Source organism: Neisseria sp. 23W00296, from assembly GCF_044772855.1.
Classification (GTDB): domain Bacteria; phylum Pseudomonadota; class Gammaproteobacteria; order Burkholderiales; family Neisseriaceae; genus Neisseria.
In genome coordinates this window covers 402,976-427,463 of record NZ_CP173024.1, presented here as the reverse complement: position 1 = coordinate 427,463, position 24,488 = coordinate 402,976, and the positions used below count along the sequence as shown (strand labels likewise).

General features: G+C 56.7%; 29 protein-coding genes and 2 pseudogenes. 6 read left to right on the top strand and 25 right to left on the bottom strand.

Features of this window, described 5'->3' with window-relative positions; translation table 11 throughout:
- Window positions 1-6: 6 nt before the first annotated feature.
- Complete coding sequence (gene tet(A), locus ACG2K1_RS02295) at window positions 7-1,206, bottom strand: tetracycline efflux MFS transporter Tet(A) (protein WP_000804064.1); 1,200 nt, start codon at window positions 1,204-1,206, stop codon at window positions 7-9.
- 105 nt (window positions 1,207-1,311) lie between these two features.
- On the opposite strand from tet(A), the gene tetR(A) reads away from it, so the two are divergent.
- A complete protein-coding gene (gene tetR(A) / locus ACG2K1_RS02290) occupies window positions 1,312-1,962 on the top strand; it encodes a tetracycline resistance transcriptional repressor TetR(A) (RefSeq protein WP_395428379.1) in 651 nt (216 codons plus the stop codon).
- Window positions 1,963-1,993: 31 nt separating this feature from the next.
- Here tetR(A) and ACG2K1_RS02285 read toward each other — a convergent pair whose 3' ends face one another.
- From ACG2K1_RS02285 to aadA1, 4 genes and pseudogenes are all read right to left on the bottom strand, one after another.
- A complete protein-coding gene (locus tag ACG2K1_RS02285) occupies window positions 1,994-2,236 on the bottom strand; it encodes a transposase (RefSeq protein ID WP_000844627.1) in 243 nt (80 codons plus the stop codon).
- Between the two features lie 213 nt (window positions 2,237-2,449).
- Window positions 2,450-3,289: a sulfonamide-resistant dihydropteroate synthase Sul1 gene (gene sul1, locus ACG2K1_RS02280; RefSeq protein WP_000259031.1), complete on the bottom strand. Its 840-nt coding sequence runs from the start codon at window positions 3,287-3,289 to the stop codon at window positions 2,450-2,452.
- Window positions 3,283-3,630: a quaternary ammonium compound efflux SMR transporter QacE delta 1 gene (locus tag ACG2K1_RS02275; protein ID WP_000679427.1), complete on the bottom strand. Its 348-nt coding sequence runs from the start codon at window positions 3,628-3,630 to the stop codon at window positions 3,283-3,285. Before ACG2K1_RS02275 ends, sul1 begins: the two co-directional genes overlap by 7 nt.
- A gap of 116 nt (window positions 3,631-3,746) precedes the next feature.
- Window positions 3,747-4,585, bottom strand: a pseudogene (aadA1, locus tag ACG2K1_RS02270) (ANT(3'')-Ia family aminoglycoside nucleotidyltransferase AadA1).
- A gap of 148 nt (window positions 4,586-4,733) precedes the next feature.
- Here aadA1 and intI1 point away from each other — a divergent pair.
- From intI1 to ACG2K1_RS02245, 5 genes and pseudogenes are all read left to right on the top strand, one after another.
- Entirely contained in the window at window positions 4,734-5,747 is a 1,014-nt protein-coding gene (intI1, locus tag ACG2K1_RS02265; protein ID WP_000845048.1) for a class 1 integron integrase IntI1, read from the top strand.
- Window positions 5,716-6,000 (top strand): annotated as a pseudogene (locus ACG2K1_RS02260) (hypothetical protein); the annotation flags it as partial. The gene intI1 and the pseudogene ACG2K1_RS02260, both read left to right, overlap by 32 nt.
- 99 nt (window positions 6,001-6,099) lie before the next feature.
- Window positions 6,100-6,300: a DUF3330 domain-containing protein gene (locus ACG2K1_RS02255; RefSeq protein WP_000993264.1), complete on the top strand. Its 201-nt coding sequence runs from the start codon at window positions 6,100-6,102 to the stop codon at window positions 6,298-6,300.
- A 125-nt stretch (window positions 6,301-6,425) separates the two neighbouring features.
- Window positions 6,426-6,986 (top strand): recombinase family protein, encoded by a 561-nt coding sequence (locus tag ACG2K1_RS02250; RefSeq protein WP_000147567.1) that lies wholly within the window; start codon window positions 6,426-6,428, stop codon window positions 6,984-6,986.
- Between the two features lie 2 nt (window positions 6,987-6,988).
- Entirely contained in the window at window positions 6,989-9,955 is a 2,967-nt protein-coding gene (locus ACG2K1_RS02245; RefSeq protein WP_001138064.1) for a Tn3-like element TnAs3 family transposase, read from the top strand.
- Here ACG2K1_RS02245 and ACG2K1_RS02240 read toward each other — a convergent pair.
- From ACG2K1_RS02240 to ACG2K1_RS02145, 20 genes are all read right to left on the bottom strand, one after another.
- Window positions 9,952-10,188 carry a hypothetical protein gene (locus ACG2K1_RS02240; protein ID WP_395428265.1) on the bottom strand — a complete coding sequence of 79 codons (237 nt, stop codon included), beginning with the start codon at window positions 10,186-10,188 and terminating at the stop codon, window positions 9,952-9,954. The two genes, ACG2K1_RS02245 and ACG2K1_RS02240, sit on opposite strands and share 4 nt — an antisense overlap.
- 33 nt (window positions 10,189-10,221) lie before the next feature.
- Window positions 10,222-10,362 carry a hypothetical protein gene (locus ACG2K1_RS02235; RefSeq protein ID WP_395428267.1) on the bottom strand — a complete coding sequence of 47 codons (141 nt, stop codon included), beginning with the start codon at window positions 10,360-10,362 and terminating at the stop codon, window positions 10,222-10,224.
- A gap of 188 nt (window positions 10,363-10,550) precedes the next feature.
- Window positions 10,551-10,889, bottom strand: a complete 339-nt coding sequence (locus tag ACG2K1_RS02230) for a hypothetical protein (protein WP_395428269.1) — start codon at window positions 10,887-10,889, stop codon at window positions 10,551-10,553.
- 251 nt (window positions 10,890-11,140) lie between these two features.
- Window positions 11,141-11,578: a hypothetical protein gene (locus tag ACG2K1_RS02225; RefSeq protein ID WP_395428270.1), complete on the bottom strand. Its 438-nt coding sequence runs from the start codon at window positions 11,576-11,578 to the stop codon at window positions 11,141-11,143.
- Window positions 11,579-11,637: 59 nt separating this feature from the next.
- Window positions 11,638-12,096, bottom strand: a complete 459-nt coding sequence (locus ACG2K1_RS02220; protein ID WP_395428272.1) for a hypothetical protein — start codon at window positions 12,094-12,096, stop codon at window positions 11,638-11,640.
- Between the two features lie 159 nt (window positions 12,097-12,255).
- Window positions 12,256-12,855 (bottom strand): hypothetical protein, encoded by a 600-nt coding sequence (locus ACG2K1_RS02215; protein WP_395428274.1) that lies wholly within the window; start codon window positions 12,853-12,855, stop codon window positions 12,256-12,258.
- Between the two features lie 241 nt (window positions 12,856-13,096).
- Window positions 13,097-14,227: a DUF6094 domain-containing protein gene (locus ACG2K1_RS02210; protein WP_395428276.1), complete on the bottom strand. Its 1,131-nt coding sequence runs from the start codon at window positions 14,225-14,227 to the stop codon at window positions 13,097-13,099.
- A gap of 256 nt (window positions 14,228-14,483) precedes the next feature.
- Window positions 14,484-16,859 carry an SNF2-related protein gene (locus ACG2K1_RS02205; RefSeq protein WP_395428278.1) on the bottom strand — a complete coding sequence of 792 codons (2,376 nt, stop codon included), beginning with the start codon at window positions 16,857-16,859 and terminating at the stop codon, window positions 14,484-14,486.
- Window positions 16,860-17,113: 254 nt separating this feature from the next.
- A complete protein-coding gene (locus tag ACG2K1_RS02200; RefSeq protein WP_395428280.1) occupies window positions 17,114-17,431 on the bottom strand; it encodes a hypothetical protein in 318 nt (105 codons plus the stop codon).
- A gap of 73 nt (window positions 17,432-17,504) precedes the next feature.
- Window positions 17,505-17,711, bottom strand: coding sequence for a hypothetical protein (locus ACG2K1_RS02195; protein ID WP_395428282.1), 207 nt, complete (start codon window positions 17,709-17,711; stop codon window positions 17,505-17,507).
- 239 nt (window positions 17,712-17,950) lie between these two features.
- Window positions 17,951-18,355, bottom strand: coding sequence for a hypothetical protein (locus tag ACG2K1_RS02190; RefSeq protein WP_395428284.1), 405 nt, complete (start codon window positions 18,353-18,355; stop codon window positions 17,951-17,953).
- Between the two features lie 77 nt (window positions 18,356-18,432).
- Complete coding sequence (locus ACG2K1_RS02185) at window positions 18,433-18,768, bottom strand: molybdenum ABC transporter ATP-binding protein (protein WP_395428286.1); 336 nt, start codon at window positions 18,766-18,768, stop codon at window positions 18,433-18,435.
- 86 nt (window positions 18,769-18,854) lie between these two features.
- Window positions 18,855-19,211 carry a hypothetical protein gene (locus ACG2K1_RS02180; protein ID WP_395428288.1) on the bottom strand — a complete coding sequence of 119 codons (357 nt, stop codon included), beginning with the start codon at window positions 19,209-19,211 and terminating at the stop codon, window positions 18,855-18,857.
- Between the two features lie 259 nt (window positions 19,212-19,470).
- Window positions 19,471-20,067 carry a hypothetical protein gene (locus ACG2K1_RS02175; protein WP_395428290.1) on the bottom strand — a complete coding sequence of 199 codons (597 nt, stop codon included), beginning with the start codon at window positions 20,065-20,067 and terminating at the stop codon, window positions 19,471-19,473.
- Complete coding sequence (locus ACG2K1_RS02170) at window positions 20,064-20,678, bottom strand: DUF3275 family protein (protein ID WP_395428292.1); 615 nt, start codon at window positions 20,676-20,678, stop codon at window positions 20,064-20,066. The genes ACG2K1_RS02175 and ACG2K1_RS02170 overlap by 4 nt, the downstream gene beginning before the upstream one ends.
- Before the next feature lie 747 nt (window positions 20,679-21,425).
- Window positions 21,426-21,584 carry a hypothetical protein gene (locus tag ACG2K1_RS02165; RefSeq protein WP_395428294.1) on the bottom strand — a complete coding sequence of 53 codons (159 nt, stop codon included), beginning with the start codon at window positions 21,582-21,584 and terminating at the stop codon, window positions 21,426-21,428.
- Window positions 21,581-21,850 carry a hypothetical protein gene (locus ACG2K1_RS02160; RefSeq protein ID WP_395428296.1) on the bottom strand — a complete coding sequence of 90 codons (270 nt, stop codon included), beginning with the start codon at window positions 21,848-21,850 and terminating at the stop codon, window positions 21,581-21,583. Before ACG2K1_RS02160 ends, ACG2K1_RS02165 begins: the two co-directional genes overlap by 4 nt.
- A 120-nt stretch (window positions 21,851-21,970) precedes the next feature.
- Window positions 21,971-22,447 (bottom strand): DUF3577 domain-containing protein, encoded by a 477-nt coding sequence (locus ACG2K1_RS02155; protein WP_395428298.1) that lies wholly within the window; start codon window positions 22,445-22,447, stop codon window positions 21,971-21,973.
- Window positions 22,448-22,847: 400 nt separating this feature from the next.
- Window positions 22,848-23,360 (bottom strand): hypothetical protein, encoded by a 513-nt coding sequence (locus ACG2K1_RS02150; protein ID WP_395428300.1) that lies wholly within the window; start codon window positions 23,358-23,360, stop codon window positions 22,848-22,850.
- Window positions 23,361-23,378: 18 nt separating this feature from the next.
- Window positions 23,379-24,461 carry an AcaB family transcriptional regulator gene (locus ACG2K1_RS02145; RefSeq protein ID WP_395428302.1) on the bottom strand — a complete coding sequence of 361 codons (1,083 nt, stop codon included), beginning with the start codon at window positions 24,459-24,461 and terminating at the stop codon, window positions 23,379-23,381.
- Window positions 24,462-24,488 lie beyond the last annotated feature (27 nt).

Here is a 24,488-nt window from a genome sequence, read left to right as displayed (position 1 = left end):
CCACGATCAGCGATCGGCTCGTTGCCCTGCGCCGCTCCAAAGCCCGCGACGCAGCGCCGGCAGGCAGAGCAAGTAGAGGGCAGCGCCTGCAATCCATGCCCACCCGTTCCACGTTGTTATAGAAGCCGCATAGATCGCCGTGAAGAGGAGGGGTCCGACGATCGAGGTCAGGCTGGTGAGCGCCGCCAGTGAGCCTTGCAGCTGCCCCTGACGTTCCTCATCCACCTGCCTGGACAACATTGCTTGCAGCGCCGGCATTCCGATGCCACCCGAAGCAAGCAGGACCATGATCGGGAACGCCATCCATCCCCGTGTCGCGAAGGCAAGCAGGATGTAGCCTGTGCCGTCGGCAATCATTCCGAGCATGAGTGCCCGCCTTTCGCCGAGCCGGGCGGCTACAGGGCCGGTGATCATTGCCTGGGCGAGTGAATGCAGAATGCCAAATGCGGCAAGCGAAATGCCGATCGTGGTCGCGTCCCAGTGAAAGCGATCCTCGCCGAAAATGACCCAAAGCGCGGCCGGCACCTGTCCGACAAGTTGCATGATGAAGAAGACCGCCATCAGGGCGGCGACGACGGTCATGCCCCGGGCCCACCGGAACGAAGCGAGCGGGTTGAGAGCCTCCCGGCGTAACGGCCGGCGTTCGCCTTTGTGCGACTCCGGCAAAAGGAAACAGCCCGTCAGGAAATTGAGGCCGTTCAAGGCTGCCGCGGCGAAGAACGGAGCGTGGGGGGAGAAACCGCCCATCAGCCCACCGAGCACAGGTCCCGCGACCATCCCGAACCCGAAACAGGCGCTCATGAAGCCGAAGTGCCGCGCGCGCTCATCGCCATCAGTGATATCGGCAATATAAGCGCCGGCTACCGCCCCAGTCGCCCCGGTGATGCCGGCCACGATCCGCCCGATATAGAGAACCCAAAGGAAAGGCGCCGTCGCCATGATGGCGTAGTCGACAGCAGCGCCGGCCAGCGAGACGAGCAAGACCGGCCGCCGCCCGAAACGATCCGACAGCGCGCCCAGCACAGGTGCGCAGGCAAATTGCATCAACGCATACAGCGCCAGCAGAATGCCATAGTGGGCGGTGACGTCGTTCGAGTGAACCAGATCGCGCAGGAGGCCCGGCAGCACCGGCATAATCAGGCCGATGCCGACAGCGTCGAGCGCGACAGTGCTCAGAATTACGATCAGGGGTCTGTTGGGTTTCACGTCTGGCCTCCGGACCAGCCTCCGCTGGTCCGATTGAACGCGCGGATTCTTTATCACTGATAAGTTGGTGGACATATTATGTTTATCAGTGATAAAGTGTCAAGCATGACAAAGTTGCAGCCGAATACAGTGATCCGTGCCGCCCTGGACCTGTTGAACGAGGTCGGCGTAGACGGTCTGACGACACGCAAACTGGCGGAACGGTTGGGGGTTCAGCAGCCGGCGCTTTACTGGCACTTCAGGAACAAGCGGGCGCTGCTCGACGCACTGGCCGAAGCCATGCTGGCGGAGAATCATACGCATTCGGTGCCGAGAGCCGACGACGACTGGCGCTCATTTCTGATCGGGAATGCCCGCAGCTTCAGGCAGGCGCTGCTCGCCTACCGCGATGGCGCGCGCATCCATGCCGGCACGCGACCGGGCGCACCGCAGATGGAAACGGCCGACGCGCAGCTTCGCTTCCTCTGCGAGGCGGGTTTTTCGGCCGGGGACGCCGTCAATGCGCTGATGACAATCAGCTACTTCACTGTTGGGGCCGTGCTTGAGGAGCAGGCCGGCGACAGCGATGCCGGCGAGCGCGGCGGCACCGTTGAACAGGCTCCGCTCTCGCCGCTGTTGCGGGCCGCGATAGACGCCTTCGACGAAGCCGGTCCGGACGCAGCGTTCGAGCAGGGACTCGCGGTGATTGTCGATGGATTGGCGAAAAGGAGGCTCGTTGTCAGGAACGTTGAAGTACCGAGAAAGGGTGACGATTGATCAGGACCGCTGCCGGAGCGCAACCCACTCACTACAGCAGAGCCATGTAGACAACATCCCCTCCCCCTTTCCACCGCGTCAGACGCCCGTAGCAGCCCGCTACGGGCTTTTTCATGCCCTGCCCTAGCGTCCAAGCCTCACGGCCGCGCTCGGCCTCTCTGGCGGCCTTCTGGCGCTCCTGCTGCGGCGTCCGCTCGTGGGCCGTGGCGCGGGTCCGCGCGCCGGCCTCGTGCGCCTGGCGCTCGCGGGCGAGGTCCAGGGCGGCCGTCTTCACGTTCTGCCTTGCGCAGATGAGATAGATCTAGCGTGGACTCAAGGCTCTCGCGAATGGCTCGCGTTGGAAACTTTCATTGACACTTGAGGGGCACCGCAGGGAAATTCTCGTCCTTGCGAGAACCGGCTATGTCGTGCTGCGCATCGAGCCTGCGCCCTTGGCTTGTCTCGCCCCTCTCCGCGTCGCTACGGGGCTTCCAGCGCCTTTCCGACGCTAGGCATGATCTAACCCTCGGTCTCTGGCGTCGCGACTGCGAAATTTCGCGAGGGTTTCCGAGAAGGTGATTGCGCTTCGCAGATCTCCAGGCGCGTGGGTGCGGACGTAGTCAGCGCCATTGCCGATCGCGTGAAGTTCCGCCGCAAGGCTCGCTGGACCCAGATCCTTTACAGGAAGGCCAACGGTGGCGCCCAAGAAGGATTTCCGCGACACCGAGACCAATAGCGGAAGCCCCAACGCCGACTTCAGCTTTTGAAGGTTCGACAGCACGTGCAGCGATGTTTCCGGTGCGGGGCTCAAGAAAAATCCCATCCCCGGATCGAGGATGAGCCGGTCGGCAGCGACCCCGCTCCGTCGCAAGGCGGAAACCCGCGCCTCGAAGAACCGCACAATCTCGTCGAGCGCGTCTTCGGGTCGAAGGTGACCGGTGCGGGTGGCGATGCCATCCCGCTGCGCTGAGTGCATAACCACCAGCCTGCAGTCCGCCTCAGCAATATCGGGATAGAGCGCAGGGTCAGGAAATCCTTGGATATCGTTCAGGTAGCCCACGCCGCGCTTGAGCGCATAGCGCTGGGTTTCCGGTTGGAAGCTGTCGATTGAAACACGGTGCATCTGATCGGACAGGGCGTCTAAGAGCGGCGCAATACGTCTGATCTCATCGGCCGGCGATACAGGCCTCGCGTCCGGATGGCTGGCGGCCGGTCCGACATCCACGACGTCTGATCCGACTCGCAGCATTTCGATCGCCGCGGTGACAGCGCCGGCGGGGTCTAGCCGCCGGCTCTCATCGAAGAAGGAGTCCTCGGTGAGATTCAGAATGCCGAACACCGTCACCATGGCGTCGGCCTCCGCAGCGACTTCCACGATGGGGATCGGGCGAGCAAAAAGGCAGCAATTATGAGCCCCATACCTACAAAGCCCCACGCATCAAGCTTTTGCCCATGAAGCAACCAGGCAATGGCTGTAATTATGACGACGCCGAGTCCCGACCAGACTGCATAAGCAACACCGACAGGGATGGATTTCAGAACCAGAGAAAGAAAATAAAATGCGATGCCATAACCGATTATGACAACGGCGGAAGGGGCAAGCTTAGTAAAGCCCTCGCTAGATTTTAATGCGGATGTTGCGATTACTTCGCCAACTATTGCGATAACAAGAAAAAGCCAGCCTTTCATGATATATCTCCCAATTTGTGTAGGGCTTATTATGCACGCTTAAAAATAATAAAAGCAGACTTGACCTGATAGTTTGGCTGTGAGCAATTATGTGCTTAGTGCATCTAACGCTTGAGTTAAGCCGCGCCGCGAAGCGGCGTCGGCTTGAACGAATTGTTAGACATTATTTGCCGACTACCTTGGTGATCTCGCCTTTCACGTAGTGGACAAATTCTTCCAACTGATCTGCGCGCGAGGCCAAGCGATCTTCTTCTTGTCCAAGATAAGCCTGTCTAGCTTCAAGTATGACGGGCTGATACTGGGCCGGCAGGCGCTCCATTGCCCAGTCGGCAGCGACATCCTTCGGCGCGATTTTGCCGGTTACTGCGCTGTACCAAATGCGGGACAACGTAAGCACTACATTTCGCTCATCGCCAGCCCAGTCGGGCGGCGAGTTCCATAGCGTTAAGGTTTCATTTAGCGCCTCAAATAGATCCTGTTCAGGAACCGGATCAAAGAGTTCCTCCGCCGCTGGACCTACCAAGGCAACGCTATGTTCTCTTGCTTTTGTCAGCAAGATAGCCAGATCAATGTCGATCGTGGCTGGCTCGAAGATACCTGCAAGAATGTCATTGCGCTGCCATTCTCCAAATTGCAGTTCGCGCTTAGCTGGATAACGCCACGGAATGATGTCGTCGTGCACAACAATGGTGACTTCTACAGCGCGGAGAATCTCGCTCTCTCCAGGGGAAGCCGAAGTTTCCAAAAGGTCGTTGATCAAAGCTCGCCGCGTTGTTTCATCAAGCCTTACGGTCACCGTAACCAGCAAATCAATATCACTGTGTGGCTTCAGGCCGCCATCCACTGCGGAGCCGTACAAATGTACGGCCAGCAACGTCGGTTCGAGATGGCGCTCGATGACGCCAACTACCTCTGATAGTTGAGTCGATACTTCGGCGATCACCGCTTCCCTCATGATGTTTAACTTTGTTTTAGGGCGACTGCCCTGCTGCGTAACATCGTTGCTGCTCCATAACATCAAACATCGACCCACGGCGTAACGCGCTTGCTGCTTGGATGCCCGAGGCATAGACTGTACCCCAAAAAAACAGTCATAACAAGCCATGAAAACCGCCACTGCGCCGTTACCACCGCTGCGTTCGGTCAAGGTTCTGGACCAGTTGCGTGAGCGCATACGCTACTTGCATTACAGCTTACGAACCGAACAGGCTTATGTCCACTGGGTTCGTGCCTTCATCCGTTTCCACGGTGTGCGTCACCCGGCAACCTTGGGCAGCAGCGAAGTCGAGGCATTTCTGTCCTGGCTGGCGAACGAGCGCAAGGTTTCGGTCTCCACGCATCGTCAGGCATTGGCGGCCTTGCTGTTCTTCTACGGCAAGGTGCTGTGCACGGATCTGCCCTGGCTTCAGGAGATCGGAAGACCTCGGCCGTCGCGGCGCTTGCCGGTGGTGCTGACCCCGGATGAAGTGGTTCGCATCCTCGGTTTTCTGGAAGGCGAGCATCGTTTGTTCGCCCAGCTTCTGTATGGAACGGGCATGCGGATCAGTGAGGGTTTGCAACTGCGGGTCAAGGATCTGGATTTCGATCACGGCACGATCATCGTGCGGGAGGGCAAGGGCTCCAAGGATCGGGCCTTGATGTTACCCGAGAGCTTGGCACCCAGCCTGCGCGAGCAGCTGTCGCGTGCACGGGCATGGTGGCTGAAGGACCAGGCCGAGGGCCGCAGCGGCGTTGCGCTTCCCGACGCCCTTGAGCGGAAGTATCCGCGCGCCGGGCATTCCTGGCCGTGGTTCTGGGTTTTTGCGCAGCACACGCATTCGACCGATCCACGGAGCGGTGTCGTGCGTCGCCATCACATGTATGACCAGACCTTTCAGCGCGCCTTCAAACGTGCCGTAGAACAAGCAGGCATCACGAAGCCCGCCACACCGCACACCCTCCGCCACTCGTTCGCGACGGCCTTGCTCCGCAGCGGTTACGACATTCGAACCGTGCAGGATCTGCTCGGCCATTCCGACGTCTCTACGACGATGATTTACACGCATGTGCTGAAAGTTGGCGGTGCCGGAGTGCGCTCACCGCTTGATGCGCTGCCGCCCCTCACTAGTGAGAGGTAGGGCAGCGCAAGTCAATCCTGGCGGATTCACTACCCCTGCGCGAAGGCCATCGGTGCCGCATCGAACGGCCGGTTGCGGAAAGTCCTCCCTGCGTCCGCTGATGGCCGGCAGCAGCCCGTCGTTGCCTGATGGATCCAACCCCTCCGCTGCTATAGTGCAGTCGGCTTCTGACGTTCAGTGCAGCCGTCTTCTGAAAACGACAATGGAGGTGGTAGCCGAGGGTGTGGAAACACCCGACTGCCTTGCGTGGTTGCGGCAGGCGGGTTGCGACACGGTGCAGGGTTTCCTGTTCGCCAGGCCGATGCCGGCGGCGGCCTTCGTCGGCTTCGTCAACCAATGGAGGAACACCACCATGAACGCCAATGAACCGAGCACCAGTTGCTGCGTGTGCTGCAAGGAAATCCCGCTCGATGCCGCCTTCACGCCGGAAGGGGCCGAGTACGTGGAGCATTTCTGCGGGCTGGAGTGCTATCAGCGCTTCCAGGCGCGGGCCAGCACTGCGACCGAAACCAGCGTCAAACCGGACGCTTGTGATTCGCCGCCGTCAGGTTGAGGCATACCCTAACCTGATGTCAGATGCCATGTGTAAATTGCGTCAGGATAGGATTGAATTTTGAATTTATTGACATATCTCGTTGAAGGTCATAGAGTCTTCCCTGACATTTTGCAGGGAATTCCATGACTGGACAGCGCATTGGGTATATCAGGGTCAGCACCTTCGACCAGAACCCGGAACGGCAACTGGAAGGCGTCAAGGTTGATCGCGCTTTTAGCGACAAGGCATCCGGCAAGGATGTCAAGCGTCCGCAACTGGAAGCGCTGATAAGCTTCGCCCGCACCGGCGACACCGTGGTGGTGCATAGCATGGATCGCCTGGCGCGCAATCTCGATGATTTGCGCCGGATCGTGCAAACGCTGACACAACGCGGCGTGCATATCGAATTCGTCAAGGAACACCTCAGTTTTACTGGCGAAGACTCTCCGATGGCGAACCTGATGCTCTCGGTGATGGGCGCGTTCGCCGAGTTCGAGCGCGCCCTGATCCGCGAGCGTCAGCGCGAGGGTATTGCGCTCGCCAAGCAACGCGGGGCTTACCGTGGCAGGAAGAAATCCCTGTCGTCTGAGCGTATTGCCGAACTGCGCCAACGTGTCGAGGCTGGCGAGCAAAAGACCAAGCTTGCTCGTGAATTCGGAATCAGTCGCGAAACCCTGTATCAATACTTGAGAACGGATCAGTAAATATGCCACGTCGTTCCATCCTGTCCGCCGCCGAGCGGGAAAGCCTGCTGGCGTTGCCGGACTCCAAGGACGACCTGATCCGACATTACACATTCAACGATACCGACCTCTCGATCATCCGACAGCGGCGCGGGCCAGCCAATCGGCTGGGCTTCGCGGTGCAGCTCTGTTACCTGCGCTTTCCCGGCGTCATCCTGGGCGTCGATGAACTACCGTTCCCGCCCTTGTTGAAGCTGGTCGCCGACCAGCTCAAGGTCGGCGTCGAAAGCTGGAACGAGTACGGCCAGCGGGAGCAGACCCGGCGCGAGCACCTGAGCGAGCTGCAAACCGTGTTCGGTTTCCGGCCCTTCACCATGAGCCATTACCGGCAGGCCGTCCAGATGCTGACCGAGCTGGCGATGCAAACCGACAAAGGCATCGTGCTGGCCAGCGCCTTGATCGGGCACCTGCGGCGGCAGTCGGTCATTCTGCCCGCCCTCAACGCCGTCGAGCGGGCGAGTGCCGAGGCGATCACCCGTGCTAACCGGCGCATCTACGACGCCTTGGCCGAACCACTGGCGGACGCGCATCGCCGCCGCCTCGACGATCTGCTCAAGCGCCGGGACAACGGCAAGACGACCTGGTTGGCTTGGTTGCGCCAGTCTCCGGCCAAGCCAAATTCGCGGCATATGCTGGAACACATCGAACGCCTCAAGGCATGGCAGGCACTCGATCTGCCTACCGGCATCGAGCGGCTGGTTCACCAGAACCGCCTGCTCAAGATTGCCCGCGAGGGCGGCCAGATGACACCCGCCGACCTGGCCAAATTCGAGCCGCAACGGCGCTACGCCACTCTCGTGGCGCTGGCCACCGAGGGCATGGCCACCGTCACCGACGAAATCATCGACCTGCACGACCGCATCCTGGGTAAGCTGTTTAACGCTGCCAAGAATAAGCATCAGCAGCAGTTCCAGGCGTCAGGCAAGGCCATCAACGCCAAGGTACGTCTGTACGGGCGCATCGGTCAGGCGCTGATCGACGCCAAGCAATCAGGCCGCGATGCGTTTGCCGCCATCGAGGCCGTCATGTCCTGGGATTCCTTTGCCGAGAGCGTCACCGAGGCGCAGAAGCTCGCGCAACCCGATGACTTCGATTTCCTGCATCGCATCGGCGAGAGCTACGCCACCCTGCGCCGCTATGCACCGGAATTCCTTGCCGTGCTCAAGCTGCGGGCCGCGCCCGCCGCCAAAAACGTGCTTGATGCCATTGAGGTGCTGCGCGGCATGAACACCGACAACGCCCGCAAGCTGCCAGCCGATGCACCGACCGGCTTCATCAAGCCGCGCTGGCAGAAACTGGTGATGACCGACGCCGGCATCGACCGGCGCTACTACGAACTGTGCGCGCTGTCCGAGTTGAAGAACTCCCTGCGCTCGGGCGACATCTGGGTGCAGGGTTCACGCCAGTTCAAGGACTTCGAGGACTACCTGGTACCGCCCGAGAAGTTCACCAGCCTCAAGCAGTCCAGCGAATTGCCGCTGGCCGTGGCCACCGACTGCGAACAATATCTGCATGAGCGGCTGACGCTGCTGGAAGCACAACTTGCCACCGTCAACCGCATGGCGGCAGCCAACGACCTGCCGGATGCCATCATCACCGAGTCGGGCTTGAAGATCACGCCGCTGGATGCGGCGGTGCCCGACACCGCGCAGGCGCTGATAGACCAGACAGCCATGGTCCTGCCGCACGTCAAGATCACCGAACTGCTGCTCGAAGTCGATGAGTGGACGGGCTTCACCCGGCACTTCACGCACTTGAAATCGGGCGATCTGGCCAAGGACAAGAACCTGTTGTTGACCACGATCCTGGCCGACGCGATCAACCTGGGCCTGACCAAGATGGCCGAGTCCTGCCCCGGCACGACCTACGCGAAGCTCGCTTGGCTGCAAGCCTGGCATACCCGCGACGAAACGTACTCGACAGCGTTGGCTGAACTGGTCAACGCTCAGTTTCGGCATCCCTTTGCCGGGCACTGGGGCGATGGCACCACATCATCATCGGACGGACAGAATTTCCGAACCGCTAGCAAGGCAAAGAGCACGGGGCACATCAACCCAAAATATGGCAGCAGCCCAGGACGGACTTTCTACACCCACATCTCCGACCAATACGCGCCATTCCACACCAAGGTGGTCAATGTCGGCCTGCGCGACTCAACCTACGTGCTCGACGGCCTGCTGTACCACGAATCCGACCTGCGGATCGAGGAGCACTACACCGACACGGCGGGCTTCACCGATCACGTCTTCGCCCTGATGCACCTCTTGGGCTTCCGCTTCGCGCCGCGCATCCGCGACCTGGGCGACACCAAGCTCTACATCCCGAAGGGCGATGCCGCCTATGACGCGCTCAAGCCGATGATCGGCGGCACGCTCAACATCAAGCACGTCCGCGCCCATTGGGACGAAATCCTGCGGCTGGCCACCTCGATCAAGCAGGGCACGGTGACGGCCTCGCTGATGCTCAGGAAACTCGGCAGCTACCCGCGCCAGAACGGCTTGGCCGTCGCGCTGCGCGAGTTGGGCCGCATCGAGCGCACGCTGTTCATCCTCGACTGGCTGCAAAGCGTCGAGCTACGCCGCCGCGTGCATGCCGGGCTGAACAAGGGCGAGGCGCGCAATGCGCTGGCCCGTGCCGTGTTCTTCAACCGCCTTGGTGAAATCCGTGACCGCAGTTTCGAGCAGCAGCGCTACCGGGCCAGCGGCCTCAACCTGGTGACGGCGGCCATCGTGCTGTGGAACACGGTCTACCTGGAGCGTGCGGCGCATGCGTTGCGCGGCAATGGTCATGCCGTCGATGACTCGCTATTGCAGTACCTGTCGCCACTCGGCTGGGAGCACATCAACCTGACCGGTGATTACCTATGGCGCAGCAGCGCCAAGATCGGCGCGGGGAAGTTCAGGCCGCTACGGCCTCTGCAACCGGCTTAGCGTGCTTTATTTTCCGTTTTCTGAGACGACCCCAAGTAGCTGAGTGCCGCCCGTATCAGTTCCGCCCCCTGATGGTTGCGGTCATGTTCGCGGGTATAGCCCAAATCTTCAATCTGCCGACGACGCTCCTCAGCAATTTCTTTGACTCCTTTGGTAAGGCCAAATTCTCCGCCTGAACCAACAGCTATACTGTTTGTCTGTTGGGCATTACTACTTTTTACTGCTCCAATCATGGTGTTGCTCCTTATGTCGGTAGTAAATGGAAATTAAGCTGCCAGTATTTCCGGTACTGCTTCGGGGCGGTAGTTTGCCCGTATCAGCGCGGCCATCGGCGGCGGCGATACGGAATTGCCGCACATTCTTACTTGGGCGGTTTTGGTCAGCGGCCGGCCTCCGCCGTCGCTCATGACCGTGCCGACGGGTTCGGCAATGTTGCTGCCGGTGCTTGCGCCGAACTGCCGGATCAGGCAGGCGGAAACAAGCTGCTGTCAGCTGCTACTGCTGGTAATGGTGGTTGGGTCGAATATTGGCAGTGGCAAGCGCCGGTATGACGGCCAGTGCGGTTATTGAATATCATAGAAATTCCTTTATTGAATTACTTGGTATTTTTTCCTATTTTTACCAGCGCCTTATAAACTTCTATTAAAAATAAGATAGCTAAAATCAAAAAAACAGAGCTAAAAAACAAAATAAAAAAACCAAATCCAAAAAAATCTCCACTCATTTCACTTGCATGAAAACAACTTCCTGATTTATAATAAAATTCCATAGGATTTATACAATTAGCTTTATAAAATAAAGGCCATGCCATCCGGCCAATCCAATAGGATGCTGTATAAACAATTAATGTAAATAAAGAAAAAATAACCGTATACTTCAATGTGAAAGCCAAAGCAATTCTAAATCCTCTACTCGCATACTTAAAGTCTTTCATTGTAACCACCTGATTATCAAATTAAATCATAAACTTATCCAGCTGCTACTGCACTCCATGTTGGCTATGCCAGATTCTTCGGGATGGGTTTTGCCATCCTCTCTCCAGTAGTTTTTACGGGAATCATTAAAATCGCGCCGTGCGTGAGTAAATATTACTGAATTTTAGTAATATGCGCAAGCTGTTTTTACAAGGACTGAATACAGAAAAGACCGCCTGAAATTTCAGACGGTCTTTTCACTTAAAAAGGCTTACAACGAACGCAGCCAGAAATATAGGCTTTCATGCCCGACAATCACATCGGGCAGGTACTGCGACCACTCGAAACCGTAGAACCGGTTACCGCGTTCATCGATAAAAACAACGGACATTCCGGACTCCCAATCTGAATCAGATGGAATTTCAAGGCAGGCGGCTGTTTGCCCTTTGCCGATATCGGAAATATCAAGAAGCATATCGACGGCTGCATACCGGATTCGGCCGGTGGAAGTTTGCATAGCCATCAGGGCACACAGCAGGTCTTCCACTTTGACATAAAACACAGCGGTGTTTTCGAAAGAACGGCAACTGGCAGTATGCCGGTAAAACCCGTCAAGTACTTCGCTGCTACAAGGCAGCGTCAGTTCCAGACAGCGGTTGCTTTGGTACAGTGTCGGTTGCACAAGGGGGACAACAGGGTGGTACTGCATCAGAAATCCTTTGCATAAAAAGGGAGCGTTTCCGCAGAAACGCCCCATAGTTTGAAAAGTCAGCAATCATGCTTCAACAGATCTGCCAGATAGGCTGGTATTTCTTCATTGGGTACCGGCCAGTGGTTGTCGGCATCCAGCCAGTAGGTGCTGCCGCTCCAGTCATTAGTAAACTCAATGCCGGAACAAAATGAGCCGATGTATCTTGCCATAGAGATTTTCAACTCTTCATGGCGCAGCTTACCTTCGTAACCGTCTGAATCAATGTCGATACGGATGGAAACACTGCGGAAGGTTTCGGAATATTGCGAATAGACAGCCAGCGCATCGGCCAATACTTGCGCATTGATGACAATACGGGCATCCGGTACCGGCAGGTCGTATTCGTCGTTGCAGTAAAACGCCCATTCGTCTTTGCGTTCTGCCGGCAAGTCCAGCAACAGGCAGGTTTCCCGTGTCTGCAGTTTGCAAAAGGGAGCAAAGACTAAAGGGGTTTCGGAGATATTGCAATCGTTCATGGATGTTCTCCAAAAAATGCAGGAGCCGCCGCCCCATAAGGGGCAGACGCCCCCGCAGGGTTGGCAAAAAGGGACAAAGGTCCCGGTTGGTAAAAATACCGCCGCCGGACGAATCCGGCGCACCGTTTCAGGCGGCTGGTGCTTTATCGGAACGGCCTGCTATTTCAGGCTGCCCAAATGGCTGCGGACGGTATCGCACGCCCAGTTGTAAACGACCTCCCAGCAGACTTTGTCCGGCTGTTCCAGCACCACATCGGCGTTGTAGCCGAAGTCGTGCAGGCTGAGGCCTTTGCTGCCCATCCAGTCGAAAATACTCTGGCGGTGGCGGCCGTACAGCCAGCGGGTGTCGTTTTCGGTCAGCTTGGCCAATACCGTCGGCAGACTGCCTGCATCGTATTCCGCGTCCTGCAGCAGATAGAGGATGTCGGCAGTACCGGACGGCAATGCAGCGTTTTCAGGCTGCCTTGCGGCAGACGGGACAACCACTGCCGCCGTGTAGCAGTTGCTGCTGCGGCAGGGCGTGTTTTCAAAAACGTTTTCCCTGCGGACGTACTCCGCCGCCGGCTCAACCAGTTGAATCAGGGATTTGGCATAGCCCACTCTCTGCTCCAAAAAACGGCCGACTGCGTCCTGTATGGTTTCCTGCGGGTGCTGCAGCGGGAAAACCGTTTGGCCGTTTAACGCCAAAGCGGCTTCTTCCGCCGTCTCGAAACAGTCTTTGAACCAGACGATATAGGTGTTGGATAAAACTTCTTGCATAACAGACTCCTAATGAAAAAAGCAGGCTGCCATGCGCGGGGCACGGACACCCCGCTCGGGTTGAAGAAAAAGCCGTAACTGCACGAATGCGGCTGATGCTGTTTAACGGCTGCATCAAGACAGTAAAACGACTGCCAGCGTGTGAAACAAAGTCGGTTTTTCAGGCTGCCTTCGACCAACAAGGCAGCCTGAAAAACCCACCTTGCGGCGGGTTTGGGGAAAAGCCGCAGGGCGGCAGGGTTTAACGGATGGTCAGCACTTCGCCATACTCCGGCGAACCTTCGGTCAGGTTGACGGCGCGGATGCTCGGCACGAAACGGTCGAGCGCAGTGGTGGTAACCACCAGGCGGTCTTTGGCGTCGTATTCTTCAGCTGTGGTAACCACCTTGGTTTTGTGCGTCGAGCCTTTGACCAGCAGCCTGCGTCCGTCGGCAGCGGTAACAATGCCGCTGACCTGGCCGGCAGCCAGTGCCAACGCGGAATGCCACTGACCCAGTGCACACAGCGGGCGGCGTTTTTCCTGCACCAGATGCGAGCCGAACCAGTGTCCGAAATGCGGCCACAGGGTTTGGCCGTGCAGCGCGGTCAGTTCTTCGGCCAGCACGTCGGCGGAAACCTCAAAGCACAGGGGCTTGAACGGCTTGGCAGCAGCGGGCGGCACTTCGTAACAGCAGTCCGCTTCGCTGCCGATGTCCCCGGCCTGCTCGAAAGCCAGCAGGGTTTGGGTTTGCTGCTGCACCAGTTTCTTGCCGATTTGGCTGCGGTTGGCGGATTTGATGCCCATGACGACCACCTGCCGGTAGGTATCGACCCCTGCTTTGAATATCCGTATATCGGTAAAGTAGGAAGCGATTTCGCGGCAGAAGCCTTCGGTCAGCGCCTGAGTGGGGACAATCAGCACCAGAATGCCGCCGGTTTGCAGCACGCCTGCGGTTTTGGCGAAAAACACCTCTTCCAGACGTTGCGCCTTGCGGCTGTCCAACTGGTCTTTGGCGGCAAAGCCGTAGGGCGGGTTAAGAAACAGCAGCCCGACGGTTTTGGCTTGCAAGATGCAGTTTTCGATGTCGGCGCGTACTAGGTGCTCCAAACGCTGCACAGCAACGGCGGCACGCTGTCTGTCCAGTTCGACACCGAAGGTGCGGCAGCGGCTGCCGCAGGCGGTCAGATGGCCGGCCAGCGTTTCCAGTGCCAGACCTTCGCCGCAGCACGGGTCAAAAATACGCACTTCGCTGCCGCCGATGTCCAGGCGTTCGGCAATGCCGGCCAACGTGGCTTCGTCAGTAGGGAAGTAGCCGTTTTTGATGTGATTGCGGGCCACACGGTCAAACATCAGATGGTTTTGTTGGGGTTGGGGTTGGGATTGGGTAAGCATATCGGCCTCCGTAAGAAAAAGAGGCCACCCCGCAGGGACAAGCCCCTGTTGGGTTGGAAAAAAGTGAAAAAGGTTGGAACAATGCCGTTCCTCCACGAATGGAGGCGATGCTGTTTAACGGCTGCATCGAGACAGTAAAACGACTGCCGGCGTGTGAAACAGGTTTTTTCAGGCTGCCTGAAAGCATCAGGCCGTCTGAAAAAACCTGCTTGCCGAACCGTATCCTTGCGGACACGGTTCGGGGCAGGTGTAAAGCCTATGCCGCCGCAGCGGTCCGGCTTTTTTCAATCAGGCGTTTGGCCAGCTCAACCTCGACGGAGTCGCCCGACTGGTTGAGGATGTCCAAGCCCGAATCCGGCATATCGCCGGAAGTGGATTGGGTTACGGCAATCTTCTTACCCATCAGTTCGAGGCAGATGTGCTGCGCCGAGTCTTTGTAACCGGCGAAATACACTTCCACGTCTTCCGTCTGGCCGATGCGCCATGAGCGGCGGGCGGCCTGCATCAGGGTATAGACGTTGTAGCCGGTTTGCATGAAGTAGATGGTGGGGAACGCCAGAAGGTCGAGACCGGTTTTGACCAGCTCGGGGTTGCAGATGACGACTTGGCAGCCTTCTTCCAAACGGTCGACCACCCAGTCTTCGCGCTCGTCGGCCTTAACTGTGGCTTTCATCACGGCGGCTTTAATGCCGTGCCGCTGCAAAAGCTGTTTCAGACGGCCCGTGGTGTCGCGGGTGTCGGAATACACGGTATAGACCAGACAGCGTCTGCCGCGTTTCAGGCTGCCCTGCACCACTTCCAGCAGGTCGGCTTCTTTGGGCGAAACGTCTTGCGGCCCGTACTGCGCCGGCGTGTAAAACAGGGTTTCCCGCTTGCGCTTCCAGTACACCGTTTCTTCCTGATGGCAGCAGTCCGGCCAGGCCAGCAGGGCATTCATCACTACACCGGTGAGCGAGTTGTCGCGCTTGCTTAATGCTTCTTTCAGGTAGCTTTTAAGCACACGCTCCATCTGCTGATACACCTCTTTTTGTGCGTCGTCCATGTCCACCGGCCGGAAGATTTCCCGATAGCCCGGCAGCACGCCTTCGCCCAAATCGCGCAGTTTCAGAAACACCGTCAGCGGCAGCACATAACGCATGATGCCCAGCGGCGAGAAGCCCGGCGCTTTGGCAGTGCGCACCTGGTTGCGGGTGGCTTTGGAGCTGTTGAACGCCCCTTCGCTGTACTCGCTGCCCAGATGGCTGCGCGTGATGTCTTTCAACACCCCGTGCTTGCGCATAAACGCCATGCCCGCCGTGCCGAGCGTACCGGCTTTGTTGTAGCCGAAACCGTCTGCCAGCATGGACTGCGGATTGAGCCGCCACAGCAGGTAAAACAAGTCGTCCGCATAGCCGCCCATCAGCGTGCCGGTCAGGCACAGCACTTTGCGCGCGCAGCGTGCCAGTACACCCATCGCCTGCCCTTGGGCGGTGCCGTAGTTTTTGTACTCGTGTCCCTCGTCCACCACCATCAGTCCGAAAAAATGCTTGGGCAGATAGCGTTTGACGAACTCGGTCGGCTGGTAGCCGCCTTGTCCCAGCGTGAACTCGGCTTTGCTCAAAGCCCTGTCCAGCCGCGCCGCCTGACGGTCGCCGAACACAAACTCGCCGTTCTCGTCCATCAGGTTGGAAAACGCCTGCACGTTGTTTTCCAGGATTTCGGCCAGATAGCTCTCGCCGTAGGTCTGTACCAGTTTGGCAGCGGTTTTCGGGCCGATGGTCGGCAATGCAGAGATGGCTTGGATGACCCGCTCGTACACCGTGCTTTGGCTGCCGTTCTGCTCCTTGCGGCACAGTGTCCACAGCGGTTCGCCGCACTCGCGTGATGCCAAACCCTTACCGCGTTTGGCGCGGCAGAACAGGCGGTTTTTTGACAGCGCGTCGGTCAGGCTTTGCGCATCTTCATAGGGCTGGTTTTCCGCATCGGTGATTTCGCCGCCGCATTTCGGACAGCAGAACAGCTTGCGCCGTACGCCGTCTTCGCTGCGGTAGCGCACCGCATATGCCGGCCGCCAGTGGTAGCCCATGCGCATGCGCACCCGTCCGAGTACGAAAAACTCGGGTACCGTCGGGGTTTTGCGGCAGTGGCGGCGGATATGCAGCAGCTTGGCCAGCGTGTCGGTGCCGTTGAGCACCCACACCCTCGCTTCCGGCACGGTTTTGAGAATTTCGCGCCGCCATTTGTACACCAGATGCGGCGGACTCAATACCAGCGTGCGGGGACAGCCCTGATGGTGCATCGCCGCAGCGGCGGCAATTGACATCATGGTTTTGCCCGTGCCCATTTCCGCGTTAATGACCGCAGCGGGGCGGTCTTCATGCAGCAACAGTTGCAACACCGCCCGCACCACTTCGCGCTGGGCGGCAAACAGCGGCCGTGCCAGTGCGTCCAGCACGCGCTCGGTTTCGGGATAGGTCTGCCCCTGATACAGCGGCCGGTTTTGCTCGGTAACCGCCTGAAACAGGCTGCCGCCGAAATCGGCCAGAAACTGCGACAGCGGCATTTCGTTATTGCAAGCTGGCTCAGGGCTTTCAGGCTGCCCTGTGTCGGGCAGCGGCGGCAGGACGGCGGGGGTTTCGTTATCGTGATACATAGGGTTCTCCTAAAAAAATGGGAACCCTGCCCATAAGGGTTAGGTTCCCTTATGGGGTTGAAAAAACGCTGCAAGCAGCGGTTGGGTAAAAGCCGTGTACCCACGAATGGGCATGATGCTGTTTAACGGCTGCATCAAGACAGTGAAACGACTGCCGGCGTGTAAAACAGGTTTTTTCAGGCAGCCTGAAAGCATCAGGCCGTCTGAAAAAACCTGCTTGCGCAGGTTTCTTAAAAAGCCGCAGGGCGGCAGGGTTACGGCGACCGGTATTTGCGGTTGATTTCGTGCAGAAAGTCACGAAAGGCCACCGCTTCATCGATGGTCTTGAAATAATCGGACGCACGGCCGTAGGGCTGGAGAAAATCCGGCTCGTCTTCGTGATAATAGTGGCGGCCGACATAGAATCCGGCACCCGAGCACATAATGCGCAGGTCGGAAACACAGCGGCCGGTCATGATTTCGAGGTAGTACTGCGGCTGTGAGGCGGCAAGGCCGCCCGTGCCGCCGTATTCAGCCTCAATGTCGAGACAGCAGGTTTTGCGGTAAAGGGTTTGGGAAAGTCGGGCAGTCATGGCAATACTCCTGGCAAACAGGGGACTGCCTCCCTTTGGGGAAGCAAGTCCCCAAAGGGTTGATATGGAAAAATCAGCGTTGCGCCGGTTTGTCGTTCAGCGCCAACACCGCAGTCAGCAGAGCCGACAGCAACATTAGAGCCAGCGACAGGTTACGGTGCGAGTCCGGTCCCCACAGGGCAAAGGACATGCCGTAAAACAGCGCGGCATACATGGACAAGCCGATCGACAGCGGAAGGCATCTGAGTAAAGCGGGATGCCGGAAGAGTTTGCGGAACATAAACATCTCCTGAACAAACGGGGATGCGTGTCCCGCAGGGGGAAACGTATCCCCACGGGGTTAGAAAAAACGCCTGTGTAGGCGGTTGGGTAAAAGCCGTGTGCCTACGGATAGGCGTGATGCTGTTTAACGGCTGCATCAAGACAGTAAAACGACTGCCGGCGTGTGAAACAGGTTTTTTCAGGCTGCCTGAAAGCATCAGGCCGTCTGAAAAAACCTGCTTGCGCAGGTTTGAATAATCAGGCTGCCTTATCCTCATCCGGATAAAGTGCCTGATAGAGTTCGTCCAACTTGCCGGTATCGATGTGGTAGCTGACGCCGCCACCGGGTGTATAGAGGTTTTCGGATACGAAGTCGGCAACAGGGCGGTCTTCAATCCAAAAACAACTTGCTTCGCCGTTGATGTTGTCTGAAATACGGAACAGCGGCCATTTTTCGCGAATGGCCGCTGCCAGCCGGTCGGCAACCACAGCTTGCGCGACATTGCCCAAAGGTGGCAAGTTTTCATAGTTGTACCATCTGGCGGCATTCCAGATTTCCTTGTCCAGGCTGCCAGACTTTTCCGGCCGCAGTCTGCCCAGCAGGGCGCACCACAGCGGGAAGTCTTCGCAAGTATGCTCGGTAAAGGCTGCATCAATCGTCATTTCGGTATCTCCGGTTGAAAATGGGGATACCGCCCCAGCGGGGAGGGTATCCCCGTCAGGGTTGGAAAAAAACTGCGTCAGGCTTCTACAATCCGTTCGATACGACCATACACATGGGCGCGGACTGCCGTTTTATCGGTTGCCCACATTTCGTACCAATGGCCGTATTGCTTCACTAGAAAGAGTTTCAGCACATCAGAAAAGTCAAACGCCCAGCCGCAGACGGGTATCGCTCTTTTGAAAAAAAAGTTGTCATTGACACCACGCGTCAGCGTGTTTTTGTCTTCCCGATCCAGCGGGATGCCACGGTTGATTTTATCCATCAGCTCGGCAGCATAATGCCTGACGGGCTGCTCCTTAGCAGCGCAGGAACTGAATCTGTAGCAGGTAACCAAGGGTTGGGATGGGTTCATTTCGGTATCTCCTGTAAAAACGGGGATACCGCCCCGACGGGGAAGGCATCCCCGTCGGGTTGGGTTAAAAAATCAAGATTGGGAAATCAGTGCGGACACGCCTGTTCCAGCACAGCCAAAGCACGGGCTTTGACCAGCGCGTTGAACTCGCTGTAAGACAGCTCTGCGTCTTCCGCCTTGCAGCGGAACACCCCTGAAAAGATCAGGTAGCTGCGCACCGCACCGTCGCCGAGGGTTTTGCCTTCCCAGCCGCTGTTTTGCTGCATGCGCTCGTAAAAGCGGATGACTGCAGCAGGAGCCAGCACGATTTTCGCAGAACGGTATGGAACGAAGCTGCAAGGCATCCGTTCCACAACTTCTTCGTCATACGGGCAATCAGCCTCGATTTCCAAATCCCGGTCGATACGGATGTTTCCGTAGGAGGGTTCGTCGTAATAACACATGGTTTTTTCCTTTGAAAAACGGGTCAAACCACGCCCCTTGCGGGGATGGTCGTCCCCACAGGGTTGATAAAAGGGTTGAAGAAAAGCCATGCCCTTACAAATAAGGGCTGATGCTGTTTAACGGCTGCATCGAGACAGTAAAACGACTGCCGGCGTGTGAGTCAAAATCGGTTTTTCAGGCTGTCTCACACAGTAAAGCAGCCTGAAAAACCCACCTTGCGGCGGGTTCGGGGAAAGCCGCAGGGCGGCGGGTTGGTACTTATATGTTCAGACGGCCTGAGCGCAGTCCCTCGGAAACCAATACGTCGAAATCCTCAGGGATGCACACATACGCAGCTTGCAGGTTGAACAGAGAGGAATCACCTTCGTTTCCGATATAACAGCGGATGTTTTCCCGCTCAACCAAAGCGGATGTCAGGTAAGACTGCCACTGCGGCAGCAGTGGTACGTCGGACAACTGTTCCACCGCCTGCCACACTGCTTTGCCTAAATCGGCGGCGGTATCTGTCTGCACAATCCACGCGCTGCGGTTGTCGCGGTCGGGTTCTTCCAGCACGTCGGCATACAGAAACATATGTGTCAGTATGCCGAAATTGTGCGTGGCGTATTTGCTGATGCGTTTACCCATGCCGTACACCTGCTGCGCAGTGGTACGCGGCGGATGCAGCTGTGCATCGCCAGGCAGCCTGAAACCGACTTGGCGGATGCCGCCCTGCTCGGGCGGGGCAGTCAGTGCAGCCATAAACGACAGCACATTGGCATCGCGCCCGTGCAGGGAAGCAAACATCAGCCGCCCCCGGTGGATAAAGAAAGCATCGGCAAACAGATCATGCGAAGAAGTGCGGTACAGCATCATAGGTTCTCCTTATGCCAAGACTGGGTGGGTGCATGGAAGCGGTAGCCCTGCTGTTTGACGGCTTCGCGCATCTGCCGGAACAGATTGCGGTCGTCCATCGACGGGTCAAGGCGGATAACCGGCATTTCGGCAGCCAGCATCCCTTCCAGCCTTTCCATCGAGTCGGCCAAATCGTCTTCTTTCTGCATTGGCACAGCATCCGGCGCATCGGATACGCAGACGGATTCGGCTGTCTCGGCAGGAGCAGGAGCTGTTGCAGAAGCCGCCGGTCGGACGGGCAGCAGCTCTTCTTCCTCCTGCTCGGCAGCAATGCCGGCCATCTGCAGGGATTCGGACACTTCCGCCACCTGGTTCTGCGCCATAATCTGCAACTGTTCCCAGTCGAGATCGGCATACAGGCTGACCCAGATGCGGCCTTTGGCAAAGTTGGATTGGTTGTAAACACGGGTGAGATAGAACATACCGTCGTAAGAACCTTCGGGAAACTGGTCCAGTACGCGGTGCTTGATTTGAAACGCGCCGATCTGCGTCTGCAGTTCGCCGACGGTAAAAATACCGCGGCTGCCGTTGCGTTCGATGACAGTGAGTTTGCCGGGAATGGCGATAGACATAATGTGCCTCCTGAAAAAAGGGGCACACCCACAGGGGACGCGCCCCATAGGGTTGGGAAAGAAAGATTGAAACAAGTGAACGCCGTAACCGCACGGGTGCGGCTGATGCTGTCTAACGGCTGCATCAGGACAGAAACGGTCTGCCGGCCGGTAAAAACTTACCTGAACGCCCTGCAAGGTCAAGCCGCTCAGGTAAGGCTGCCTGCAAGCAGACAGCCGCTGAAAATACAGGAAGGTCATACCGTTTGCGGGCACGGCCGTTCCCAAATCTGAAATAGAGACTTTCCACTATTCACAGAAAATGTGGATAAATCTGTCTGTAAAATTCAAAGTCCCGATTGTTAAAGAGCAAATTGCGATGCCTAAAAACTATGCATCCTAATCGCTTGCCGATGCCCGCCCGAAAGGACGGGCATCCGTAAGCAATCACAAACAATATAAAGTTGTAAGCCTGCGGTTAAGGCGGGAACCGCAACCCGTACTGCCGGAGAAACAAGGAGAGTTCGTCCGATGATACTGACCGCAGCATAGTACGTCAGAACCACGCTGTGGTCAGCATCATCAGGAATGAAAGAAGCCGGATACGGCCAGATGGTAAAGAAAAGGAGTTCGGAAAAGAAGCCTGCGCCGCAGAAGCGGCGGTACGGATACAGGCAACCGTACAGGGGGATGGATTTTCCGGGAAAGGCTGCATACCAACATTTCCGGGAAAACCCACCGGAGCGGGTTTTCGTAATATAAAACGGGTTAGTCTTTCAGATCTGTGAGATTGTACTTGGCTTTAAATTCCGCACGTTCTTCATCACTCATTTCATTGTATGCCTTACTTCCGGCAACCCAAAAATAAGTTCCGACGGCGGCAGCCACAGCTACACCGAAAACAGTAGTCCAGACGTGTACCATCATTTTTTATACCCTTTCAATATGAACGCGATCATCCAAAAGAAGCAGCACGCTGCGAGACTTGCCAAGAATAGTACCAAAGCGGGCAGGAAATGCCAACCGTATTTGGTAAAACCCAACCAAGCCTGTGTAACCAAAAACGCCCCGAAAATATCGAGCTTGGTTGCCAGAGCATCTGCCTGTTTTTCAGACCACTGTCTTTTACTCAGGAGAGACAAAACGACGGCCTCGGACTTCTGATAAAGCTTGTGGAAAAAGTTCAGGTTCATAACCACTCCAAAAATTGAAAAAAGCCGGAGCAGCAGAACCCGGAACCGGGACTGTTGCCCCGGCGGGGAGAAAAGGAAAGAAAGCGGATGCTTTCTTTCCTGTGCAGTCAGACTGCGGGTTTAAGCGGAAACTGCATCAGCAGGCACTTCCGAAGAAGATTCTGCATCAGACTTGTACCAGAGTTCGCGATTGACTTTGACAAATTTGAATTTCAGTAACCGCGCGTCAATCGACGGTGTGGTTACTTTAATTTCTTCGCCTTTGTCATTCCTGGCCGACGTTTCAAAGCAGACTGGTTTCAGGTCGGAAACCCGGAACCCTACAAACACAGTGGGTCTGCGTCTGTAATCCTTGTCCAAGAGTGCGGGAAATTCATCCAGCATACGGGCAAAGATCTCCTTGGCTTCGCCGCCGACAATGCGGACATCGAAACGCGACTTCTCATCGGCATCTCCGTGGAGAGCCTGTATGGTACATGCGTAATACTCGGAACCTCGTTTCCCTGACTGAACAATGCGGACACGGTTCAGGTAGCCGACACCGTCGGCGGTCAGGTTGAAGTAGGCGGGTACTTGTTGGGTTTGATTTGCAGACATGGTATATCTCCATAAAAACAGGGGATATACCTTTCCCAAAGGGGACGGATATATCCCCAAAGGGTTGGATAAAGAAAAGCCGTAAAGGCGGGATGACAAAAAAGCCGTGGTTTGACGAATCAAACCGTACAGATCGAGCGGCAGCTGTACCTTTGCTTTTTGGATGAAAGCAACAAAACATATGAAACGTTTTTATGGTTTCATAAATTAAAAAACCTGTCAAGCATATTTTTTTATTTTTCGTAGACTCTTCAATAGAAACAAACCACCGCACCCAAATCTGTAAACACTGTTTACAACCTTGCCGCATCCGAATCTGTAAACACTGTTTACAACCTTGCCACACCCAAATCTGTAAAGGGGGGGTACAACGGCTGTCTGTGTACCCCCCACACACAATCTAATCCTGAACCAGCATCCCCACCGGAATATTTTGCGACTGAGCCATCCCCATTATCTCGTCCGCCAACACATAAGCTGCTTTCAGTTTTTCCTGTAAGCGTCTCCCTTCCAAATGGTAGCGCTTCATCGCCAAGTGTATCCGCATATGCAGCAACCGTTCGTCGTAAGACGCATTTGCCGTATCCAAATAAGCGGCCACCATATCCCAATCGGTAATATCCTTACGCAGTTTGCCTTCGTATTCCGCCCAGCAAATGTTCGGGACATTAAATTCCCGTAGCGGATATGGCAGTACGTTTCGGCCGATTCGGACAGGAAGCGTACGATAGGCCACCCGTCTCACCAAGTTCATTTTGCGCGACTGCTCCACGAACTGCCTGGCACTCCTGACCAACTGCAGCACCGCCTCCTCCGTCTCCCGGATTTCCGTCTGAACTGCTTCAATCCCCCTTACCCTTAAAAGGCTTTTGTCGCACACAGATTTTTCACGGTCAGAAAACATATCGCCCATAACAGCCAAACCTCCTTCTTATTCCACATCAGAGCCCCTGGTCAGACCAAGTGCCGATGCCTTTTCATACAGTTCACCCAGCCGATTGTCTTCGATTTTTCGGGAAACGTATACATAAGCCGGAGCCGTTTCGTACAATAAAACTTCTTTAGGCAGGGGAGCCAACCCGCCCGCAGCAACACCTTCAGCCAACTTGGCTGCCAGCGCATCGTTTTCCAGCAATGTCCGGCGGCTTACCTGGCGTATCTGGCGGATACGCATTGCCGAAAGATAGATTCCCTGCAGCATCACCCGCATACCCCGACCGCTGAGATGGATGACATCATTGCTTGCATGATTAGTCATCACACCCTTCATCCCCATCGTCATAGCCACACGTACCAGATAATCATAGGACAGCAGCAGTTGCAGCAGCCTGAACCCGTAGCCGCGCAATGATGCCACTTTGATCAGCAGCGGATTATGATTGGCCACCACACTGATATGGATGCCTCCGCTACCATAGGACTCCAACTGCTGCTGCAAACGGTCGGTATCCGCCGCAAGCTGTGCCGACACCGCCTCCATTTCTCTCTCCAAGCGCAACAGTTCCGCATGGGCAAACGGATTGTCCGCTTTGGCTGCACGCGCTAATTCCCCGCACAAACCCATTGCGTAACGGATACCGGGCCAGCGCGGCCCTTTCGGATCGTTACGCCCCTCCCACATTCTTACACCATGCTTGGTGTGCAGTTCGAACGCATCTTCACTGCCGCCCAACTGGCCGACATCTTCAAATGCCCGGTCTTCCGACGGATAAATGTCGTAATCGTCCAAATCGATTGCAGCAATCGAACGCGAGCGCGCCCGTCCGCCACGGATACGCTGCCGCATAATATGCTGCTTCAACAACATCTCATGGGCCGCCAACACTTCCAATGCTTCCGCATCAGGATGTCCATTCTCCGCATCCGATAAACCCGACAAACGTTTGCGTTCTTGCTCCCAATCGTAGCCGTCTGAAAACACCGACTGCTCCGATACCGGAAATACCGCATCAAAGGCCTGTGCCACATGGACGGATTTCGGTTTGATTACCAGTTTCTGCTTGGTTTGAGCCATTTCGTACTCCTTGTTGGTTTGTTTGTC

Coding starts and splice junctions, on each gene's coding strand:
- sul1 (WP_000259031.1), bottom strand. CDS start 3,289: ATGGTGACGGTGTTCGGCATTCTGAATCTCACCGAGGACTCCTTCTTC.
- ACG2K1_RS02275 (WP_000679427.1), bottom strand. CDS start 3,630: ATGAAAGGCTGGCTTTTTCTTGTTATCGCAATAGTTGGCGAAGTAATC.
- intI1 (WP_000845048.1), top strand. CDS start 4,734: ATGAAAACCGCCACTGCGCCGTTACCACCGCTGCGTTCGGTCAAGGTT.
- ACG2K1_RS02255 (WP_000993264.1), top strand. CDS start 6,100: ATGAACGCCAATGAACCGAGCACCAGTTGCTGCGTGTGCTGCAAGGAA.
- ACG2K1_RS02250 (WP_000147567.1), top strand. CDS start 6,426: ATGACTGGACAGCGCATTGGGTATATCAGGGTCAGCACCTTCGACCAG.
- ACG2K1_RS02245 (WP_001138064.1), top strand. CDS start 6,989: ATGCCACGTCGTTCCATCCTGTCCGCCGCCGAGCGGGAAAGCCTGCTG.
- ACG2K1_RS02240 (WP_395428265.1), bottom strand. CDS start 10,188: ATGATTGGAGCAGTAAAAAGTAGTAATGCCCAACAGACAAACAGTATA.
- ACG2K1_RS02235 (WP_395428267.1), bottom strand. CDS start 10,362: ATGAGCGACGGCGGAGGCCGGCCGCTGACCAAAACCGCCCAAGTAAGA.
- ACG2K1_RS02230 (WP_395428269.1), bottom strand. CDS start 10,889: ATGAAAGACTTTAAGTATGCGAGTAGAGGATTTAGAATTGCTTTGGCT.
- ACG2K1_RS02225 (WP_395428270.1), bottom strand. CDS start 11,578: ATGCAGTACCACCCTGTTGTCCCCCTTGTGCAACCGACACTGTACCAA.
- ACG2K1_RS02220 (WP_395428272.1), bottom strand. CDS start 12,096: ATGAACGATTGCAATATCTCCGAAACCCCTTTAGTCTTTGCTCCCTTT.
- ACG2K1_RS02215 (WP_395428274.1), bottom strand. CDS start 12,855: ATGCAAGAAGTTTTATCCAACACCTATATCGTCTGGTTCAAAGACTGT.
- ACG2K1_RS02210 (WP_395428276.1), bottom strand. CDS start 14,227: ATGCTTACCCAATCCCAACCCCAACCCCAACAAAACCATCTGATGTTT.
- ACG2K1_RS02205 (WP_395428278.1), bottom strand. CDS start 16,859: ATGTATCACGATAACGAAACCCCCGCCGTCCTGCCGCCGCTGCCCGAC.
- ACG2K1_RS02200 (WP_395428280.1), bottom strand. CDS start 17,431: ATGACTGCCCGACTTTCCCAAACCCTTTACCGCAAAACCTGCTGTCTC.
- ACG2K1_RS02195 (WP_395428282.1), bottom strand. CDS start 17,711: ATGTTCCGCAAACTCTTCCGGCATCCCGCTTTACTCAGATGCCTTCCG.
- ACG2K1_RS02190 (WP_395428284.1), bottom strand. CDS start 18,355: ATGACGATTGATGCAGCCTTTACCGAGCATACTTGCGAAGACTTCCCG.
- ACG2K1_RS02185 (WP_395428286.1), bottom strand. CDS start 18,768: ATGAACCCATCCCAACCCTTGGTTACCTGCTACAGATTCAGTTCCTGC.
- ACG2K1_RS02180 (WP_395428288.1), bottom strand. CDS start 19,211: ATGTGTTATTACGACGAACCCTCCTACGGAAACATCCGTATCGACCGG.
- ACG2K1_RS02175 (WP_395428290.1), bottom strand. CDS start 20,067: ATGATGCTGTACCGCACTTCTTCGCATGATCTGTTTGCCGATGCTTTC.
- ACG2K1_RS02170 (WP_395428292.1), bottom strand. CDS start 20,678: ATGTCTATCGCCATTCCCGGCAAACTCACTGTCATCGAACGCAACGGC.
- ACG2K1_RS02165 (WP_395428294.1), bottom strand. CDS start 21,584: ATGATGGTACACGTCTGGACTACTGTTTTCGGTGTAGCTGTGGCTGCC.
- ACG2K1_RS02160 (WP_395428296.1), bottom strand. CDS start 21,850: ATGAACCTGAACTTTTTCCACAAGCTTTATCAGAAGTCCGAGGCCGTC.
- ACG2K1_RS02155 (WP_395428298.1), bottom strand. CDS start 22,447: ATGTCTGCAAATCAAACCCAACAAGTACCCGCCTACTTCAACCTGACC.
- ACG2K1_RS02150 (WP_395428300.1), bottom strand. CDS start 23,360: ATGGGCGATATGTTTTCTGACCGTGAAAAATCTGTGTGCGACAAAAGC.
- ACG2K1_RS02145 (WP_395428302.1), bottom strand. CDS start 24,461: ATGGCTCAAACCAAGCAGAAACTGGTAATCAAACCGAAATCCGTCCAT.